Origin of the sequence: Micromonospora auratinigra (genome assembly GCF_900089595.1) — a bacterium.
Lineage (GTDB): Bacteria > Actinomycetota > Actinomycetes > Mycobacteriales > Micromonosporaceae > Micromonospora > Micromonospora auratinigra.
In genome coordinates, this window is record NZ_LT594323.1 from 2,341,577 (window position 1) to 2,360,925 (window position 19,349).

Consider the following 19,349-nt stretch of genomic DNA (forward strand, 5'->3'; position numbering starts at 1 on the left):
GTCCTCCTCTGTCGCGGTGCATCCCTCCCGGGGCCGAGGGGACCCGCCCCGGGAGGGATGCCGTCCGGACACCGGCGCTATCGGATTTTCTAGTCAACCCGTGAGCCGGGAGGCCGTCAAGAGGTTCAGATGTTGACGGCCGCGTGCTCACCGACGTAGGCGTCGCGCATCACCAGGTTGACCCCGGTGAGGCGGGCCTTGGGCTCGTCGGCGGTGGTGACCAGCGCGGTGTCGCCACCGTCGAGCTTCAGCTCGGTGCCGGTCGCCTCCATGTCGCGCAGCTTGCCGTTGATGTGCACGGCGTTCGTCGCGTACAGCGTCTGGTGCGGCGTGACCAGCTCGAACTCCGCGTCGATGTGCAGCTCGCTGGGGAACGCGACCCGGCTCAGGCTGTCCTCGTGCCCCTCGCCGAGCGTGCCACCGGAGACCCGCGGCCAGCTGGCCCGCAGCATGACCCGGCCACCCAGCTCGGCGCAGTGCCCGACGACGGCCACCCGGGCGAGCTGGGCGAGGACACCGGGGCCCTCGTCGTGCTTGTCCGGGCCGAACAGCAGCACCTCGGCCCCGCCGGCCTTCCGGTAGTCACCGAAGAGGTCGACCTGGACCGTGCGCCCGCCGACCTCGACCTCGATCTGCCCCTCCATCGAGGTCTGCATGATCATGGACGGGTCGACCAGCATCGACATGCAGGGCCCGGCGCTCGGCGCGAAGAACAGGTTGGGCGTGATGCCCACCGGCTGGTTCTCGTCGTTCGCCGGGTACCACGCCTCGGGCAGCGTGGTCCCCTTGACCACGTTCGGGGCCTGGGCGACCTCGAACGGACCGTCACCGCGCGGCTTGCCCAGGTACGGGCCGGTGAGCGGCTTCTTGAACGGCGGGACGTTGTCCACCACGCCGTAGATGTCGATGACGTTGCGGTGAGCCAGCCGCAGCGTGCTCGACTCGAGGATGCCGAAGCGGCGGATGTAGAACTCGGCCGGGAAGTTCTTGCCCGGCACGATCTGCTTCACGTGGCCGCTGTTGGGCAGGAAGGGGTTCGACAGCACCTGGATGCGGTCGTCCAGCTCGTAGCTGAAGCCCTTGATGCCGACCTCCGGAGCGCTGATCAGCTCGGTGTCGAACTGGGCGTAGCCCTTCTCGTCCACCCGGTGCTCGAAGCCGGGCATCGGCCACTTGTTCAGCTGCACGAAGCCCGACAGGTTGATCGTCTCGCGTCGACCCGAGTAGTAGTCCTCACCGAAGACCACCGTCGCGGCCGCGAGGATGTGCGGCCTGATCGGCTTCGGCTCCAGGTTCAACGACTCGTAGGTCTCCCGTACTCCACTCACCCTGACACCTCCGTAGGGCGTGACCGGTCACCGGGAGCAACCTGTCCCGGCCGGGGGGTCCGAGAACCGGACCCGCGTCAGAAAGCTATATGTTTTGATAGTGGAGTGTCAATCGTCGGTCACCGATATCTCACGCGCGGTCACCGCCACCCCCGGCCCACCCTGGGGCGCGGGAGATCGACGGTGGGCAGGCGATGGGACGGCCCGACCACCTGCCGGGACGGCGGCCGGGTGAAGGTGGCGCGGGCTCAGCCGAGTTCGGCGCCGAGCGTCTCGGCGGCCAGCAGCTCCATGGCGAGCCGGCGCAGCACCGTGAGGCAGCGGTGCCGGCCGGGCGTGCCCCGCTCCGGCAGCAGCAGCGACTTCTCCTGGAGCCGGGCCAGCACCCGGGCGACCTCGGCGGCGTCGCCGACATCCGGGCCGGCCAGCCGGGTCGCCGCGGCGAGGTCGAACACCGGCGGCAGCGCGGCGATCCGGGCGAACAGCCAGCGCTCGGCGGGAGTGAGGGTGTGCACGCTGCGGTCCAGCACGGCCCGCAGGGAGGGCAACTCCTCCTTCCCCGGCGGCCGGAACTGCGCGAGCGGCTCCTCGAAGCGGCTGAGCACCCCGTCGAGGGACTCCTCGCCCAGGTACGCCGCCGCGTATCCCAGGACGAGGGGCAGCCCGTCGGCGCGGCGGCAGATCCGCTCGACCAGCGCGACGTTGTCCGCGTCCAGCCGGAAGCCGGGTCGGGCGCGGGCCGCGTACCGGGCGAACAGGGCGACGGCCGGCGTCGGGGCCGGGCCGGCGTCCGGCGCGCCGTCGGGCAGGGCGAGCGGCCACAGCCGCCGGACCACCTCGTACGGCAGGTTGAGCGGCTCCCGGGAGGCCACCAGCACCGCCATCCGGTTCTCGCCACGCAGCAGGGTGTCGGTCAGCAGGGCACACGCGTCGATCAGGTGCTCGGCGTTGTCGAGCACCACCAGCATCCGCCGGACCTCGAAGGCCGACCGGTCCGCCGCCGGCCCGCCGAGCAGGTCGATCATCCGGGCCCGCAGCTGGGCCCGGTCCGCCACCCCGGTGACGTCCACGGTGACCGCACCGTCGACGAACCGGTCGGCGAGCCGCGCCGCCACCGCGCGGACCAGCGCGGACTTGCCACAGCCCGGCGGACCGACGACGGTGACCAGCCGGTGCGCCCGCACCAGCGACGCCACCGTCCGGACGTCCTCGTCCCGGTGCAGCAGGTCACCGGGCCACGGTGGGGTGCCCGTCGCCCCGGCCGGCGCATCGGCGGCCGGGCCGAGCTGGCGTGGCGGAACCCAGCGGGACTCGACCAGCCGCCGGTGCACCGCCTGCAGCGCCGGCCCGGGCTCCACCCCGAGCTCCCGGCGCAACAGGTCGCGGACGGTGGCGAAGCGGCTCAGCGCCAGCGAGCGCTGGCCGGTGCGCTCCAGCACCGACAGGTAGTGGGCCTGCACCTGCTCGTCGAGGGGCTCCCGGGCGGCGAGCCGGCCGGCCAGGTCGCGGACCTCGACCGGTCGCCCCGTGCGCAGGCCCAGCAGGACATAGTCCCGCGCGGCGTCGGACCAGCTCAACCGCAGCGCCTCCACCTCGACCGACTGCCGCAGCAGCGCGGTCAGCTCGGTCAGCGCCGGATCGCGCCAGAGGTGCAGCGCGTGCCGGAACAGTCGCAACGCCCGTTGCGGCTGCCCCTCGGCCATCCGCTGGCGGGCCCGCCCGACCAGGTCGTGGAAGACCGCGAGGTCGACCGCGTGCGGGTCGACCCGCAGCGCGTACCCGGTCGGGGTGGAGGCGATGACGTTGGTCCGGGCCCGGGGCGGCATCTCCGGTTCGAGGAGCTGACGGAGCCGGGCGATGTACGTGTGCACCAACTGCCGGGCCCGGGCCGGGGTGCGCTCACCCCAGACCGCCTCCTGCAACTCGCCGACGGCGACGCCGTGCCCGGGCTGGAGCGCGAGCGCCGCGAAGACCGCCTTCTGCTTGGTCGGCCCCAGGTCGATCGGGGTGTTGTCGCGGCTCACCTGGAGCGGACCGAGGATCTGCAGACGCAACACCGAACCCGCCACCAGGGACCGCCCATTCCCGCCGACTTTCCGAGCCAGTACCGATCGTAATAATGCCACTACTCAGCGGTTCGATGGTCGGTAGACATCGATGACACGAAATTCGTCGCGCGGCCCCGACGGGCCACCCGGCCACCTCCGGCCACCCGTCGGCGGGACGCCACAGCGGCGGGCGGATCAGTTACTATCGAAAGATATAGTCATCGCGTCGACTGGTAGCGGGTGGTCCCCATGTTCGAGCGGTTCACCGACCGAGCGCGACGGGTTGTCGTCCTGGCCCAGGAAGAGGCCCGGATGCTCAACCACAACTACATCGGTACGGAGCACATCCTGCTGGGCCTGATCCATGAGGGTGAGGGTGTCGCGGCGAAGGCTCTGGAGAGTCTGGGTATCTCGCTGGAGGGTGTGCGTCAGCAGGTCGAGGAGATCATCGGTCAGGGCCAGCAGGCGCCGAGCGGGCACATTCCGTTCACGCCGCGGGCGAAGAAGGTGTTGGAGCTGTCGCTGCGTGAGGCGTTGCAGCTCGGGCACAACTACATCGGTACGGAGCACATCCTGCTCGGGTTGATCCGTGAGGGTGAGGGCGTTGCCGCGCAGGTGCTGGTGAAGCTGGGCGCGGACCTGAACCGGGTGCGTCAGCAGGTGATCCAGTTGCTGTCGGGCTACCAGGGCAAGGAGCCGGCCGCGGCGGGTGCCGCGCCGGGTGAGGCCGCGCCGTCGACCAGCCTGGTGCTGGACCAGTTCGGCCGTAACCTGACCCAGGCGGCCCGGGAGGGCAAGCTCGACCCGGTCATCGGGCGCGAGAAGGAAATCGAGCGGGTCATGCAGGTGCTGTCGCGCCGGACGAAGAACAACCCGGTGTTGATCGGCGAGCCGGGCGTCGGCAAGACCGCCGTGGTGGAGGGGCTGTCTCAGAAGATCATCAAGGGTGAGGTGCCCGAGACGCTCAAGGACAAGCAGCTCTACACCCTTGACCTGGGTGCGCTGGTCGCGGGTTCGCGGTATCGGGGTGACTTCGAGGAGCGCTTGAAGAAGGTGCTCAAGGAGATCCGTACCCGCGGTGACATCATCCTGTTCATCGACGAGATCCACACTCTGGTGGGTGCGGGTGCGGCCGAGGGCGCGATCGACGCGGCGAGCATTTTGAAGCCGATGCTGGCGCGGGGTGAGTTGCAGACCATCGGCGCGACCACGCTGGATGAGTACCGCAAGCACCTGGAGAAGGACGCGGCGTTGGAGCGTCGTTTCCAGCCGATCCAGGTGGGTGAGCCGTCGCTGGCGCACACCATCGAGATTTTGAAGGGTCTGCGCGACCGTTACGAGGCGCACCACCGGGTGAGCATCACCGACGCGGCTCTTGTCGCGGCGGCGACGCTGGCCGATCGGTACATCTCGGATCGGTTCCTGCCGGACAAGGCGATCGACCTGATCGACGAGGCCGGTGCGCGGATGCGGATCCGTCGGATGACCGCGCCGCCGGACCTGCGTGACTTCGACGAGCGCATCGCGCAGGTGCGTCGTGACAAGGAGTCCGCGATCGACGCGCAGGACTTCGAGCGGGCCGCGCAGCTGCGTGACAAGGAGAAGCAGCTGCTGGGTCAGAAGGCGCAGCGGGAGAAGGAGTGGAAGGCCGGTGACCTGGACGTCGTGTCCGAGGTCGACGACGAGCAGATCGCCGAGGTGCTCGGCAACTGGACCGGTATTCCGGTCTACAAGTTGACCGAGGAGGAGACGTCGCGGCTGCTGCGCATGGAGGACGAGCTGCACAAGCGCGTCATCGGCCAGGAGGACGCGGTCAAGGCGGTCTCGAAGGCGATCCGTCGGACCCGGGCGGGCCTGAAGGACCCGAAGCGTCCGTCGGGGTCGTTCATCTTCGCCGGCCCGTCGGGTGTGGGTAAGACCGAGCTGTCCAAGGCCCTCGCCGAGTTCCTCTTCGGTTCCGAGGACGCGCTGATCCAGCTGGACATGTCCGAGTTCCACGACCGGTACACGGTGTCGCGGCTGGTGGGTGCCCCTCCCGGCTACGTCGGCTACGACGAGGGCGGGCAGCTGACCGAGAAGGTCCGTCGCCGGCCGTTCAGCGTGGTGTTGTTCGACGAGATCGAGAAGGCCCACCCGGACGTGTTCAACACGCTGCTGCAGATCCTGGAGGACGGCCGCCTCACCGACGGTCAGGGCCGGATCGTGGACTTCAAGAACACGGTCATCATCCTGACCACCAACCTCGGCACCCGCGACGTCGCCAAGGCCGTGTCCCTCGGGTTCCAGGCCTCCGAGGACTCCGAGTCGAACTACGACCGGATGAAGCAGAAGGTCAACGACGAACTCAAGCAGCACTTCCGGCCCGAGTTCCTCAACCGCATCGATGACACCATCGTGTTCCACCAGCTGCGCCAGAACGAGATCCTCCAGATCGTCGACATCATGATCGCCCGGATCGAGACGCAGCTGCGTAACAAGGACATGGGCCTGGAGTTGACCGACAACGCCAAGAAGTACCTGGCGAAGAAGGGCTTCGACCCCGTCCTCGGCGCACGACCCCTGCGGCGCACCATCCAACGCGACATCGAGGACAACCTGTCCGAACGGATCCTGTTCAACGAACTGACCCCCGGACAGATCGTCGTGGTCGACTGCGAAGGCGACCCCGAGGACATCGACAAGTCCAAACTCGTCTTCCGCGGCTCCGACCGACCCGCCGACGTGCCCGACGCGGTCCCCGCCGACCTCGGCGGCACCGCCGACGACGCCGCGTGACCAGCACACCCGAACAAGGCCGACGGCCCCGGCGGACAACAGCCTCCCGGGGCCGTCGCCGTTTCCCACTCCCGCCACAGGCCCCAGGGGACACGACTCCTTGAGAGCGTCATGCCTGAGGGGCATGAATATGCCTCAGAGGCATGACGCTCTCGACTGATGCGGCCCGGTCTGCCTCGCGATCCCCGATCCGAACCCGCGTGCCGGGTCGCCGGCCAGGCAGCCGCGCGGGCAGGTAGGGCGGGCGGGACGGCTCAGGACAGGGCGGCGAAGGCCGACCGGCCGACGCGGGCCAGGTGTGCGCGGGTCGGCTCGTCGCAGAGCGCGCCGGCCAGACCGGCGGCGTACGCGTCGGCGGCGCCCACCCCCAGCCGGGCGGCGAGGGCGTACTCACGGGAGAGGTCGGTACCGAACATCGCCGGGTCGTCGGTGCCGATGCTGCACGCCACGCCGGCCGCGCGCAGCACCGGCAGCGGGTGCGAGTCGAGGGTCCGCACCACCCGGGTACGCAGGTTGGAGGTCGGGCAGACGTCCAGCACCACACCCCGGTCGACCAGCTCCGCCGCCACCCCGGGATCGTCGGCGGCCCGTACGCCGTGCCGCAGGCGCACCGGGTCGTACCGCAGCGCCTCGCGTACCGAGGCCACCCCGGTCACCTCCCCGGCGTGCGGAACGAAGCCCAGCCCACCGTCGCGGGCGACGGCGATCGCGCGGGCGTACCGGGCCAGGCCGGCCGCGGCCTCCCGGCCCCCGATGCCGAAGCCGACCACCCCTCGGTCCCGGTACCGGACCGCCTGCCGGGCGCACTCCTGCGCCAGCGCCGGGTCGAGTTCGCGGTCGATGTCAGGGGTGAGGCGGACCACCACCCCGTGCCGCTCGTACGCCTCCACCGCCCCGTCGGCGTAGCCGCCGAAGATGTCCGCCCAGCGCACGCCGCGGCGCACCCGCTCGGCCGGGGAGAAGATGCCCTCCAGGTAGACCGCGCCGTGCCGGGCGGCCTCGGCCGCGTAGTCCACCACCACCTGCCGGAAGTCCCGGTACCCGCGCAGGCAGTTGGTGGTGGCGATCCAGACCTCGATGAAGTGGGCGAAGTCGACGAACCGGTAGTGCCGCGCCAGTTCGGCCTCGGTCCGGGCCGGCAGGGGTGCGCCGTTGCGGCGGGCGATCGCCAGCAGGGTGCGGGGCCGGACGGTGCCCTCCAGGTGCACGTGCAGTTCGATCTTCGGCGCCGGCCTCACGCCGAGACCGGCACGTGCGCCCGCCGGCTCGGGGTCGGGGTGCCGACCAGGCCGGCGACCAGTCGTACCGGCTCGACCGAGAGCACCGGCGGGTCGGTGGGCTGCGGCGGGCGCAGCCGTACCGGCACCCGGTGCGGCTCAGACGGCGGATCCGGCACCGAGAACTCCGCCTGTCCGACCAGGTAGCTCTCCGGAACCTGGTCGACCAGGGCCGCCGAGGCGGTCCACCGGCTCTTCAGCAGCAGCATCCGGGCCCGGTACCGGCCGGGCGGCAGCCCCGCCGGCAGGCGTACGGGGCCGACCCCGACCACCGCCGTCCAGCGCGACGGCTCGGCCTCGACGTCGGCCGGCGCCACTCCCACCAGGACGGTGCCGGCCGGATCCGACAGCCCGGCCCGCACCACCGGGGTCAGCGCCGTCCCGGCGTCGTCGTCGACGGCGCGGGGCCGGGGCGCCGGCTGGATCAGCCAGCCGAGCAGCGTGCGCACCTGGCGGCGGAACTGCTCCGGTGGCACCCCCACGAGGCGGGTGAACTGGGTGGTGAAGCTGCCCACGCTGGTGTACCCGACCCGGCCGCTGATCGCCCCGACGGTGAGCCGGGAGTGCAGCAGCAGCCGCCGGGCCTGGGCCATCCGCAGCGCCGCGACGAAACGCGCCGGTGTCTCACCGGTGACGGTGCGGAAGACCCGATGGAAATGGAAGGGGCTGAACAGCGCGGTACGCGCCAGTTCGGCCAGTGGCAGGGCACCGCTCAGATCACCACGCATTCGTTCGATGGACCGGATCACCGCCAGGTGATGGCGATACCCGCACGGTCGTTCCACGGCAGAAGACATTGTTGCTCCCCCAGGTCCGGCGTCTCGCCGACGAAAACCGTCCCGTAGTCTCCGGCCGCCTCCTTGAAAAAATCTTGATTTTCATATAGCGCATCTTCGATCACTGTCGAGCTGCGGTCTCCGCCGGCGACCCTTCGCACCGGAGTCGCTGGTCAGCCGGAAGCGCGGGCGATCGCCGCGCGCGGCGACGGCGAGCCGGGCGGACCGGACGGCCGGGCCGTGAATGCCGTCCGGGCGACAGAGAGCAAGGTGCGAGAAGACAGCATCTCCACCGTCCGCAATCATGGTCCAGTGCCCGGGCCGAGACGCCGGACAACGGGCCGCACCGGCCGTGAGCAATTGCCGGTCATCAATTTCGCGGCCCTCTCCTAACTGTCGGGAGGATTCATGTCCGCTCCGTGGTTGGCGCTGCGACGCCGCCTGCTGACCCCCTCTCCGAAACAGACCGAGCTGCGCCGGCGCGGATTCCGGGTCACCGACGACACCGCGCGGATCGCGCTGGAATCCGCCGGTCGCAGCTTCGTCACGGGTTTCGGGCACGCGGCCGGCTCCGCCTCGCCGCCGGCCGCCGAACGGCTGCTGGAGACGGTGGACGCGCCGCTGCGGGGCTTCGCCTACGAGGGCGCGGCGATGGCGTACGCGCTGATGGCCGGACTCGGTCTCGGCGACCGCACCGGCGAGTTCCTGGCCGGCGGCGGGCAGCGGCACCTGTACATGGCGCACGTCGGGGCCGGTTGGGCGCTCGCCCGGCTGCCCCGCCTGCGCTGGCGACGGGTGCTGCCCACCGACCCGCTGCTGCGTTGGCTCGCCCTGGACGGGTACGGCTTCCACCAGGCCTACTTCCGCACCGACCGGTACGTGCGCCGGCAGCACCGCGACCCGGCCCCGAGTTGGCCCTCCGAGCTGCGCGGCTACGCCGGGCACGCGGTCGACCAGGGCATCGGCCGCGCGCTCTGGTTCGTCGGCGGGGCCGACGTGGCCTACGTGGCGCGGACGGTGCACGGCTTCGCGCCGCAGCGGCACGGCGACCTGTTCAGCGGGGTGGGTCTGGCGGCCACCTACGCCGGCGGGGTCGCCGACGACGAACTGGCCACGCTGGCCCGGCTCGCCGGGCCGCACCGGGCCGCGCTGGCGCAGGGGTCGGCGTTCGCCGCCAAGGCCCGGCTCCGCGCCGGGCTGGCCACCGCACACACCGCGCGGGCCACCGCGGCGCTCTGCGCGGCCACACCCGAGCAGGCCGCCACGATGACCGACGACGCGCTGCGGGACCTCCCGCCCGACGCCGACGGTCTGCCCGCGTACGCGGTCTGGCGTCGGCGCATCGCCGACGAGTTCACACTCCTGGGGAGGTGCTGACCGGTGACCCGGATCGGACACTGGGCGCGACGGCAGGCGGCCGGGCTGGTCGCCCTCGTGCTCATCGTCGGCATGTTCGTGGTCGCGCACACGCCACAGGCGTCGGGCGCGCAGCGGCGGGCGATGGCCGAGGCGTACCGTTTCACGCCGTTCTCCGTCGGGCTGCCCGGCGGCTACCCGCAACAGACCATCCGGCACGTCAACCGGGACTACCGGCGCATCGCGGCCTGGATCAGCTCCGTCGGGGCCGGGGTGGCGATGAACGACCTCGACGGCGACGGGCTGGCCAACGACCTGTGCCTCACCGATCCGCGCATCGACCGGGTGGTGGTCACCCCGACGCCCGGCGCCGGCGCCGACCGGTACGCCCCGTTCGCGCTGGATCCCGCCCCGCTGCCGATGAACGGGCACATCGCCCCGATGGGCTGCGTCCCCGGCGACTTCGACGAGGACGGCCGGATCGACCTGCTGGTGTACTGGTGGGGCCGCTCCCCGGTGCTCTTCCTGGCCCGTCCCGACCAGGCGCGGCCCAGCGCCACGGCGTACCGGCCGGTGGAGGTGGTGCCGGCCCGTACCGACGCCGCCGGCGGGTACGCCGGGGTCGAGTGGAACACCAACACGGTGACCACGGCCGACTTCGACGGCGACGGGCACCTGGACATCTTCGTCGGCAACTACTTCCCCGACGGGCCGGTGCTGGACGACACCGTCAGCGGCGGCGTCAGCATGAACCGGTCGATGTCCTGGGCCACCAACGGGGGCCTGGACCACCTGCTGCGCTTCACCGGCGCCGGGCCGGACGGGACCCCCGCCTTCGCCGACGTGCCCGGCGTGTTCAGCCGGGGCGTCTCCGCCGGCTGGGCGCTCGCCGCCAGCGCCCAGGACGTCGACGGCGACCAGTTGCCCGAGCTGTACGTGGCCAACGACTTCGGCCCGGACCGGCTGCTGCACAACCGGTCCACCCCCGGGCACGTCCGGCTGGCCCTGGTGGAGGGCGAGGAGAGCCGGGCGTTCGTGCCGAAGTCCAAGCGGCTCGGGCACGACTCGTTCAAGGGGATGGGCGTCGACTTCGGCGACCTCGACCAGGACGGCCTGTACGACCTGTACGTCGGCAACATCACCACCTCCTTCGGCATCCAGGAGAGCAACTTCGCCTTCGTCAACACCGCCCGCGACGCCGCCGACCTGCGCCGCCAGCTGAACGCCGGGTCCGCGCCGTGGCACGACCGCAGCTCCGCGCTGAACCTGGCGTGGAGCGGGTGGAGCTGGGACGTCAAGATCGCCGACTTCACCAACCGGGGCGTGCCGGACATCGTGCAGACCAGCGGCTTCGTCAAGGGCACGGTCAACCGGTGGGCCCAGTTGCAGGAGCTGGCCACCGCCAACGACACCCTGCTGGAGCACCCGGCCTGGTGGCCGCACGTGGAGGCCGGCGACGACATCGCCGGTGGCCAGCACCTGCGCTTCCACGTCCGGGGCCCCGACGGCCGCTACGTCGATCTCAGCCCGGAGCTGGGGATGGCCGTGCCGGTGCCGACCCGCGGCATCGCGGTCGGCGACGCCGACGGTGACGGCCGACTGGACCTGGTGGTCGCCCGGCAGTGGGACGCACCGGTCTTCTACCACAACGACAGCCCCGGCACCGGCGCGCAGCTGAGCCTGCGCCTGATGCACGAGGGCAGCGCCGGCGGGACCGGCCGGCCCGGCTCCCCCGTCGTCGGCGCGTCGGTCACGGTCACCACCCCGGACGGCCGGACGGTGCTCGCCCGCGTCGACGGCGGCGGCGGGCACTCCGGGCGACGCAGCTTCGAGGCGGTGGCCGGGCTGGGCCGGGTCACCGGTCCGGTCCGGGTCCGCGTCGACTGGCGGGACCGCACCGGCACCCCGCACCAGCAGGAGCTCCAGCTCGCCCCGGGTCGGCACACGCTGACCCTCGGCACCCAGGCCAGGGAGGCGACCTCATGACCGGCAAGCCCGCCCGCGACCCCCGGGTCATCGCACTGCGCAACTTCGCCATCTCGATCACCGCGCTGAACGTGCTCGGCTACACCGTCCTCGGCTTCGAGCAGGCCCCGCTCTGGCCGGTGGCCGCCGTGCTGACCGCCTACCTCACCGAGCTGGTGCTGGAGGTCGTCGGCGCGCGGGCCGAGGAGCGGGCCCCGCGCTTCACCGGGCGGGGCGTACGCGGCGTCGTGGAGTTCCTCTACCCGGCGCACATCACCGCGCTGGCGGTGAACATGCTGCTCTACGTCAACGACCGGATCCTGGTGACGCTGTTCGGCGTGATCGTGGCGATCAGCGGCAAGTGGCTGCTGCGCGCGCCGGTCAACGGACGGCTGCGGCACTTCATGAACCCGTCGAACTTCGGCATCAGCGTGGTGCTGCTGCTCTTCCCCTGGGTCTCCATCGCCCCGCCGTACCAGTTCACCGAGTACCTGAGCGGCTGGACGGACTGGGTGCTGGTGGTGGTCATCGTCAGCCTGGGCACCCTGCTCAACGGCAAGCTCACCGGGCGGATGTGGCTGATCGGCAGCTGGCTGCTGGTCTTCGTCGCCCAGGCGGTCCTCCGCGGCCTGGTCCTGGACACCTCGATCCCGGCCGCGCTGGGCACCATGACCGGCGTCGCGTTCGTGCTGTTCACCAACTACATGGTCACCGACCCCGGCACCACCCCGTCCCGGCCCGCCTCGCAGGTCGCCTTCGGGGCCGGTGTCGCGGTGGTGTACGGGGTCCTGACCGGCGCGTCGGTGGTGTACGGGCTCTTCTTCGCCACCGCCATCGTCTGCCTGGTCCGGGGCGCGTTCCTGTGGTCGCTGCACCTGTCGCGCCGCGACCGCCAGGAGCGGGCCGTGTCGGCCGCCACCCGGACCGCCCCGCTGGTCGCGGAGGTGCCCACGCCGGCGTCGACCGACCGGGTGCCGCAGGGGGCGGCGGCCCGCGCCTGAGCACGCGCGCACCACACGTCGAGGAGGGCGCATGGACAACCTTGCCATCGTCGGGATGAGCTGCCGGTTCCCCGACGCGAAGTCACCGACCGAGCTGTGGGAGAACGCCGTCGCGGGCCGGCGGGCGTTCCGGCGGCTGCCCGCCGGCCGGTTGCGCCCCGAGGACTACTGGGACCCGGACCCCGCCGCGCCGGACCGGGCGTACGCCCGCACCGCGGCGGTCATCGAGGGGTACGCCTTCGACCGGCTGGCGTACCGGATCGCCGGCAGCACCTACCGGGCCACCGACCTGACCCACTGGCTGGCCCTGGACGTGGCCGCGCAGGCGCTGGCCGACGCGGGTTTCCCGGACGGGGCGGGGCTGCCGCGCGAGCGCACGGCGGTGGTGGTCGGCAACACGCTGACCGGTGAGTTCAGCCGCGCGAACGTGCTGCGGCTGCGCTGGCCGTACGTGCGCCGGGTGGTCGGCGCGGCGCTGCGCGAGCAGGGCTGGTCCACCGAGCGGCTCGGCGAGTTCCTGGACGGGCTGGAGGAGACGTACAAGGCGCCGTTCCCACCGGTCGACGAGGACACCCTGGCCGGGTCACTGGCGAACACCATCGCCGGGCGGATCTGCAACCACTTCGACCTGGGCGGCGGCGGGTACACGGTGGACGGCGCCTGCGCGTCGTCGCTGCTGTCGGTGGTGACCGCCTGCCGCAGCCTGGTCGACGGGGACGTCGACGTGGCGGTGGCCGGCGGCGTCGACCTGTCGATCGACCCGTTCGAGATCGTCGGCTTCGCCAAGGCCGGCGCGCTGGCGCGGCACGAGATGCGGGTGTACGACCGGGAGTCCAACGGGTTCTGGCCGGGCGAGGGCTGCGGCATGGTGGTGCTGATGCGCCGCCGCGACGCGGTGGCCGCCGGGAAGCGGATCTACGCCACCATCGCCGGCTGGGGCGTCTCCTCCGACGGCCGGGGCGGGATGACCCGGCCCGAGGTGACCGGCTACCGGCTGGCGCTGGACCGGGCGTACCGGCGGGCCGGTTTCGGCATCGACACGGTGCCGGTCTTCGAGGGGCACGGCACCGGCACCGCGGTCGGCGACGCCACCGAGCTGCGCGCCCTGGGCGCCGCCCGTCGCGACGCCGATCCGGCGGCCCGGCCGGCCGCGATCAGCTCGGTCAAGGCGCTGATCGGGCACACCAAGGCCGCCGCCGGGGTGGCCGGTCTGATCAAGGCGACCCTCGCGGTGCGGCACCGGGTGGTGCCGCCCACCGCCGGGTGCGTCTCCCCGCACCCCGGGTTCGACGGGGCGCCGCTGCGGATGGTGCCGGCCGCCGAGGCGTGGCCGGACGGGGCGACGCCGCGCGCCGGGGTGACCGCGATGGGCTTCGGCGGGATCAACACCCACCTGGTGCTGGAGGGCGAACCCGCCCCGGCGCCCCGGGCGGAGACCGAGCGGATCACCGTGCTGGGCCGCACCGCCCAGGACGCGGAGCTGCTGTTGCTCGACGCGGACCACCCGGACGAGCTGCGCGAGCGGGTGACCGAGTTGCGCGCCCTGGTCACCCGGCTGTCGTACGGCGAGCTGGCGGATCTGGCGGCGGTGCTGCGCGAGCGGCTGGCGGAGCGGGCGTACCGGGTCGCGGTGGTGGGCGCGTCGCCGGAGCAGACGGCGCACCGGCTCGGCACGGTGGCGGAGGCCCTGGCCGCCGGTCAGGTCCGGTCGCTGGCCGACGGGGTGGTCCTGCACCACGTCACCGGGCCGGCCCGGATCGGTTTCCTCTTCCCCGGCCAGGGCTCCGGACGCAGCACCCGGGGCGGGGCGGTGCGCCGCCGCTTCGCGGTGGCCGACGAGGTGTACCGGGCGGCGGCGCTGCCGCAGGAGACCGACGGCGTACCGACCGAGGTGGCCCAGCCGCGCATCGTCACCGGCTCGCTGGCGGCGCTGCGGGTGCTCGACGAGCTGGGCGTGACCGCGACCGTCGCCGTCGGGCACAGCCTGGGCGAGCTGACCGCGCTGCACTGGGCCGGGGCCACCGACGCCCCGACGCTGCTGCGGGTGGCCGCCGCCCGGGGCGCGGCGATGGCCCGCTGCCCGGAACCCGGCGCGATGGCCGGCATCGCCGCCGACGCCGACGCCGTCGGCGCGCTGATCGGCGCCGAGCCGGTCGTGGTGGCCGGCTACAACGGCCCCCGGCAGACCGTCGTCTCCGGCCCCCGCGACGCGGTACGCCGGGTCTGCGCCGCGGCCGACGCGCGGGGCCTGGAATGGGCCGAGCTGCCGGTGTCGCACGCGTTCCACTCGCCGCTGATGCGACCGGCGGAGCGGGAGTTCGCCGGCTGGCTGGCCGAGGTGCCGCTCGCCGCGCCCCGCCGGACGGTCGCCTCCACGGTGACCGGCGCCCCGCTGCCGACCACGGTCGACCTGCACGACCTGCTGCGCCGGCAGGTGACCGGGCCGGTCCGCTTCGCCGACGCCGTGCACGCCGCCCTGGACACCGGCGTCGACCTCTTCGTCGAGGTGGGACCGGGCCGGGTGCTCAGCCGGATGGCGCACGACCTCAGCGGCGTGCCCGCGATCGCGGTGGACACCGACGGGTCCTCGCTCGCCGGGCTGCTGGCCGCGGTCGGGGCGGCCTGGGCGCTGGGCGCGCCGGTGCGCCACGACCGGCTCTTCGCCGGTCGGCTGCGCCGCCCCTTCGACCCGGCCGCCGAGCCCAGCTTCTTCACCAACCCCTGCGAGACGGTGCCGGAGCTGACGGTCCCGGCCACCCGGCGTACCCCGGTCACCGCGCCGCCCGCGACGGACGGCGCGGCCGGCGGGGAGGCGGTGGACGTGCTGCGCCGGCTGGTGGCGCAGCGGGCGGAGCTGCCGCTGGAGAGCGTCACCGCCGACACCCGCCTGCTCGACGGGCTGCACCTGAGCTCCATCGCCATCGGGCAGTTGGTCAACCAGGCCGCGCGGGAGCTGGGACTGGACGCGGTGGCCGCGCCGACCACCTTCGCCACCGCCACCGTCGGGCAGCTGGCCGAGACCCTGCGCTCGCTGGCCGCCACCGGGCCGGAACGGGGCGGGCCGGCCGAGGTGATGGGGGTCGCGCCCTGGGTCCGGCCGTTCGGCGTCGCGCCGGTGGCCCGGCCGGTGCCGCCCCGCACGGCACCCCGGCGGCCGGGCGACTGGCAGCTGTACGCGGACCCCGGGCATCCCTTCGCGGTGGCGTTGCGCGACGCGCTGGCCGCCGCCGAGCTGGGTTCCGGGGTGCTGCTCTGCCTGCCCCCGGAGGGTACCGGCGCGGCGGACCTCGGGCCGGCTCTGGCGGCGGTGCAGGCCGCCGTCGCCGCGCCCGACGGCAGCCGGCTGGTCGTCGTGCAGCACGGCCGGGGCGTCGCCGCGCTGGCCCGCACCGCCCGGCTGGAGCACCCGGGGCTGCTCACCACGGTGGTCGACCTGCCGGCCGACGACGACGCGGTGGCCCGGGTGGTGGCCGAGGTGGCCGGCACGGACGGCTTCACCGAGGCCCGGTACGACGCCGACGGGGTGCGTCGGGTCCCGCTGCTGCGGCGGTTGGCCCCGGTCGGGCAGCCCGCCGGGCCGCCGTTGGACGCCGGGGACGTGCTGCTGGTCAGCGGCGGCGGCAAGGGCATCACCGCCGAGTGCGCGGCGGCGCTGGCGGCGCGGACCGGCGTCCGGGTGGCGGTGCTGGGCCGGGCCGACCCCGCCGGGGACGCGGAACTGGCCGCGAACCTCGCCCGGCTGCGGACCGCCGGCGTGACCGTGCACTACGTCCGGGCCGACGTCACCGACCCGGCGGCGGTCCGGACGGCGGTGGCCGAGGTGGGCCGGGTGCTCGGGCCGGTGACGGCGGTGCTGCACGGGGCCGGCCGCAACGAGCCGGCGGCGCTGACCGCCCTGACCCCGGCCGACCTGCACCGCACCCTGGCCCCGAAGGTGGCCGGGCTGCGGGCGGTGCTCGACGCCGTCGACCCGGCCCGGCTGCGGCTGCTGGTCACCTTCGGCAGCATCATCGGCCGGGCCGGCCTGCCCGGCGAGGGGCACTACGCGCTGGCCAACGACTGGCTGGCGGAGGCGACCGCCCGGGTGGGCCGGGAACATCCCGGCTGCCGGGCGGTCTGTCTGGAGTGGTCGGTCTGGTCCGGGGTCGGCATGGGCGAGCGGCTCGCCGTGGTCGAGTCGCTGGCCCGCGCCGGCATCACCCCGGTCACCCCGGACGAGGGGGTACGGCTGCTGCACGAGGTGCTGGCCCGACCGGACCTGCCGGCCACGGTGGTGCTGACCGGGCGCACCGGTGGCCTCGACACGCTCGACCACGACCGCCGGGAGCTGCCGCTGCTGCGGTTCCTGGAACGGCCGTTGGTGCACTACGACGGGGTCGAGCTGGTCACCGAGGCGGACCTCTCCCCCACCGCGGACCGCTACCTCGCCGACCACCGGCTCGACGGCAGCCCGCTCTTCCCCGCGGTGTTCGGGCTGGAGGCGATGGCGCAGGCGGCCACCGCGCTCACCGGCACCTCCGGGGTGCCGGTGGTGCACGACGCCGAGTTCTCCCGGCCGATCGTGGTGCCCCCGGACGGGTCCACCACCATCCGGATCGCCGCCCTGGTCACCGCCGAGGGCCGGGTCGACGTGGCGGTGCGCAGCGCGGAGACCGGGTTCGCGGCCGACCACTTCCGGGCCACGCTCTCCTTCGGGCCGGTCGACGGCGGCACCGACGACCCGGAGCCGGTCGCCGGCGACCCGCCACCGGTGGCCCTGGACCCGGCCCGCGACCTCTACGACGACGTGCTCTTCCAGCAGGGCCGGTTCCGGCGGCTGCTGCGTTACCGGCAGGTGGCGGCCCGGCACGCCGAGGCGGACGTGGCGACCACCGACGACGTGACCTGGTTCCACGCCGTCCTGCCTCCGGCCCTGGTGCTGGGCGACCCGGGCGCGCGGGACGCGTTCCTGCACGGCATCCAGGTGTGCGTGCCGGACGCCACCCTGCTGCCGGTCGGGGTCGACCGGATCGAGCCGGCCGGCCCGAAGCTCGCCGCCACCGAGGAGGTCCGGTTCACCGCGGTGGAACGCGCGCACTCCGGCGACACGTACGTCTACGACGTGGCGGTGCGGACCACCTCCGGGGCGGTCGTGGAGCGCTGGCGGGGCCTGCGGCTGCGGGCGGTCGACCGGCGCGACCCGGCGACGCCGTGGACACCGGCGTTGCTCGGGCCGTACCTGACCCGCCGGCTGCCGGAGGTGCTCGGCGTCGACGTGCCGGTGGTGGTCGAGCCGCACGGCGCCCGGCTGGACCTGGCCGGTCGGCGGGCGGTCACCGCGACGGCCCTGTGGCGGGCGCTGGGTCGCCCGGTCCACCTCACGCACCGCCCGGACGGCCGGCCGGAGGTCGCCGGCGGGCCGGCGGTCTCCGCCTCGCACCAGCCGGGGGTGAGCCTGGCCGTCGCGGGCGGGCACCCGGTCGCCGCCGACCTGGAGGCGGTGGTGGCGCGGCCGGCGGAGGCCTGGCGGGACCTGCTCGGCCCGCACCTGCCGCTCGCCGAGTTGATCGCCGCCGACACCGGTGACCGGTCCGCCGCGTACACCCGGGTGTGGTGTGCCCTGGAGTGCCTGCAGAAGGCGGGGCGGCCACCGACCGCGCCGCTGGCGCTGGGGCCGCCGGTCGCGGCCCCCGGCTGGGTGGTGCTGGCCTGCGGGGAGCTGCGGGTGGCCACGGTGGTGGTCGCGGTGCGGGACCGCGACGAGCCGCTGGTGGTGGCGGTGCTGGCCGGAAGGGGGGCCTGAGGTGGCCGAGGCGTGGAGCTACCGGCACGTGGTCGGCTTCGAGGAGACCAACCTGGTCGGCAACGTCTACTACGTCAACTACCTGCGCTGGCAGGGCCGGTGCCGGGAGATGTTCCTGCGCGAGCGGGCCCCGGAGGTGCTGGCGGAGCTGCGCGAGGACCTGAGGCTGTTCACCCTGCGCGTCGACTGCGAGTTCTTCGCCGAGCTGGCCGCCTTCGACGAGCTGACCATCCGGATGGGGCTGGTCGAGCTGACCCAGACCCAGGTGGAGATGGGCTTCGACTACCTGCGCGGCGCGGGTCCGGACGAGGCGCTGGTCGCCCGGGGGCGGCAGCGGATCGCCTGCATGCGCACGGTGGACGGGCGCAGCGTACCGACCCGGGTGCCGCCGGCGCTGGTCCGGGCGCTGGCCCCGTACCGGGACGCGCCGACGGCGGCCCGCCATGGCTGAGCACCGGACCCGGCCGGACACCGGCCCGGTGGTCGACCCGGGCGCGCTGCGATCGCTCTTCGGCACCTTCGCCACCGGGGTCACCGTCGTCACGGTGGGCGGGTCGGCGCCGCACGGGATGACCGCCAACTCGTTCGCCTCGGTCTCGCTGGACCCGCCGCTGGCGCTGGTGTGCGTCGGCCGGGACACCACCACGTACGCCCGACTGCGCGTCCGGCCCCGCTTCGCGGTCAGCGTGCTCGACGCCGACCAGGAGCACCTGGCCCGCTACTTCGCCGACCCGGGCCGCCCCACCGGGGCGGCGCAGTTCACCGGGGTGGACTGGCGGCCCGGGCCGGCCACCGGCGCGCCGCTGCTGGCCGGGGCGCTGGCCTGGCTGGAGTGCCGGCTCTGGCGCGCGTACGACGGCGGCGACCACGTCATCGTCGTCGGGCGGCTGCTCGCCGCCGAGCGGGCCGGCACGCCCGGCGCCCTGGTCTTCTTCGGCGGCCGGTTCGGCCGGCTGTCCGCACCCGACGATCCACGTCCGGTCGTGCGCGCCCCGGTCCGCCGGGCCGCCGCGTCCGGTTGACCATCCCCGTTCCCCGACC

General features: G+C 73.7%; 12 protein-coding genes. 7 read left to right on the forward strand and 5 right to left on the reverse strand.

What is annotated here, in order from left to right; all coding sequences use genetic code 11:
• Positions 1–125: 125 nt before the first annotated feature.
• Both GA0070611_RS10665 and GA0070611_RS10670 read right to left on the reverse strand, forming a co-directional pair.
• Positions 126–1,328 carry a DUF6004 family protein gene (locus GA0070611_RS10665; RefSeq protein ID WP_091661819.1) on the reverse strand — a complete coding sequence of 401 codons (1,203 nt, stop codon included), beginning with the start codon at positions 1,326–1,328 and terminating at the stop codon, positions 126–128.
• A gap of 248 nt (positions 1,329–1,576) precedes the next feature.
• Positions 1,577–3,382, reverse strand: coding sequence for an AfsR/SARP family transcriptional regulator (locus GA0070611_RS10670; RefSeq protein ID WP_167604418.1), 1,806 nt, complete (start codon positions 3,380–3,382; stop codon positions 1,577–1,579).
• A 243-nt stretch (positions 3,383–3,625) separates the two neighbouring features.
• Between GA0070611_RS10670 and GA0070611_RS10675 the strand changes: the two genes are divergently transcribed.
• Positions 3,626–6,151 (forward strand): ATP-dependent Clp protease ATP-binding subunit, encoded by a 2,526-nt coding sequence (locus tag GA0070611_RS10675; protein ID WP_091661824.1) that lies wholly within the window; start codon positions 3,626–3,628, stop codon positions 6,149–6,151.
• 254 nt (positions 6,152–6,405) lie between these two features.
• On the opposite strand, the gene add is transcribed toward GA0070611_RS10675, so the two are convergent.
• Genes add through GA0070611_RS31065 form a run of 3 tightly spaced genes read right to left on the reverse strand, consistent with a single transcriptional unit; the run spans position 6,406 to position 8,329 of the window.
• Positions 6,406–7,389, reverse strand: coding sequence for an adenosine deaminase (gene add, locus GA0070611_RS10680; RefSeq protein ID WP_091661827.1), 984 nt, complete (start codon positions 7,387–7,389; stop codon positions 6,406–6,408).
• Positions 7,386–8,156, reverse strand: coding sequence for a helix-turn-helix domain-containing protein (locus GA0070611_RS10685; protein WP_157740292.1), 771 nt, complete (start codon positions 8,154–8,156; stop codon positions 7,386–7,388). The genes add and GA0070611_RS10685 overlap by 4 nt, the downstream gene beginning before the upstream one ends.
• Before the next feature lie 17 nt (positions 8,157–8,173).
• On the reverse strand, positions 8,174–8,329 hold the full coding sequence (locus GA0070611_RS31065) for a hypothetical protein (RefSeq protein WP_157740293.1): 156 nt from the start codon (positions 8,327–8,329) through the stop codon (positions 8,174–8,176).
• Between the two features lie 283 nt (positions 8,330–8,612).
• Here GA0070611_RS31065 and GA0070611_RS10690 point away from each other — a divergent pair, with 283 nt between their 5' ends.
• From GA0070611_RS10690 to GA0070611_RS10715, 6 genes are read left to right on the forward strand one after another with little or no spacing between them, the layout of a single operon-like run.
• Positions 8,613–9,581, forward strand: a complete 969-nt coding sequence (locus GA0070611_RS10690) for a DUF1702 family protein (protein WP_091661838.1) — start codon at positions 8,613–8,615, stop codon at positions 9,579–9,581.
• Positions 9,582–9,584: 3 nt separating this feature from the next.
• Positions 9,585–11,546, forward strand: coding sequence for an FG-GAP repeat domain-containing protein (locus tag GA0070611_RS10695; RefSeq protein ID WP_091661842.1), 1,962 nt, complete (start codon positions 9,585–9,587; stop codon positions 11,544–11,546).
• Positions 11,543–12,526, forward strand: coding sequence for an enediyne biosynthesis protein (locus GA0070611_RS10700; protein WP_231921400.1), 984 nt, complete (start codon positions 11,543–11,545; stop codon positions 12,524–12,526). Before GA0070611_RS10695 ends, GA0070611_RS10700 begins: the two co-directional genes overlap by 4 nt.
• 31 nt (positions 12,527–12,557) lie before the next feature.
• Positions 12,558–18,308 (forward strand): type I polyketide synthase, encoded by a 5,751-nt coding sequence (locus tag GA0070611_RS10705; RefSeq protein WP_091661845.1) that lies wholly within the window; start codon positions 12,558–12,560, stop codon positions 18,306–18,308.
• A gap of 1 nt (position 18,309) precedes the next feature.
• Positions 18,310–18,759 carry an acyl-CoA thioesterase gene (locus GA0070611_RS10710; RefSeq protein ID WP_091661848.1) on the forward strand — a complete coding sequence of 150 codons (450 nt, stop codon included), beginning with the start codon at positions 18,310–18,312 and terminating at the stop codon, positions 18,757–18,759.
• Positions 18,752–19,330 (forward strand): flavin reductase family protein, encoded by a 579-nt coding sequence (locus GA0070611_RS10715; RefSeq protein WP_091661852.1) that lies wholly within the window; start codon positions 18,752–18,754, stop codon positions 19,328–19,330. Before GA0070611_RS10710 ends, GA0070611_RS10715 begins: the two co-directional genes overlap by 8 nt.
• Positions 19,331–19,349: the final 19 nt, after the last annotated feature.

What these genes read in the sequence shown, in the direction of transcription:
- GA0070611_RS10675 (WP_091661824.1), top strand. Translation starts at nt 3,626, where the DNA reads ATGTTCGAGCGGTTCACCGACCGAGCGCGACGGGTTGTCGTCCTGGCC.
- GA0070611_RS10685 (WP_157740292.1), bottom strand. Translation starts at nt 8,156, where the DNA reads ATGCGTGGTGATCTGAGCGGTGCCCTGCCACTGGCCGAACTGGCGCGT.
- GA0070611_RS10690 (WP_091661838.1), top strand. Translation starts at nt 8,613, where the DNA reads ATGTCCGCTCCGTGGTTGGCGCTGCGACGCCGCCTGCTGACCCCCTCT.
- GA0070611_RS10700 (WP_231921400.1), top strand. Translation starts at nt 11,543, where the DNA reads ATGACCGGCAAGCCCGCCCGCGACCCCCGGGTCATCGCACTGCGCAAC.
- GA0070611_RS10705 (WP_091661845.1), top strand. Translation starts at nt 12,558, where the DNA reads ATGGACAACCTTGCCATCGTCGGGATGAGCTGCCGGTTCCCCGACGCG.
- GA0070611_RS10715 (WP_091661852.1), top strand. Translation starts at nt 18,752, where the DNA reads ATGGCTGAGCACCGGACCCGGCCGGACACCGGCCCGGTGGTCGACCCG.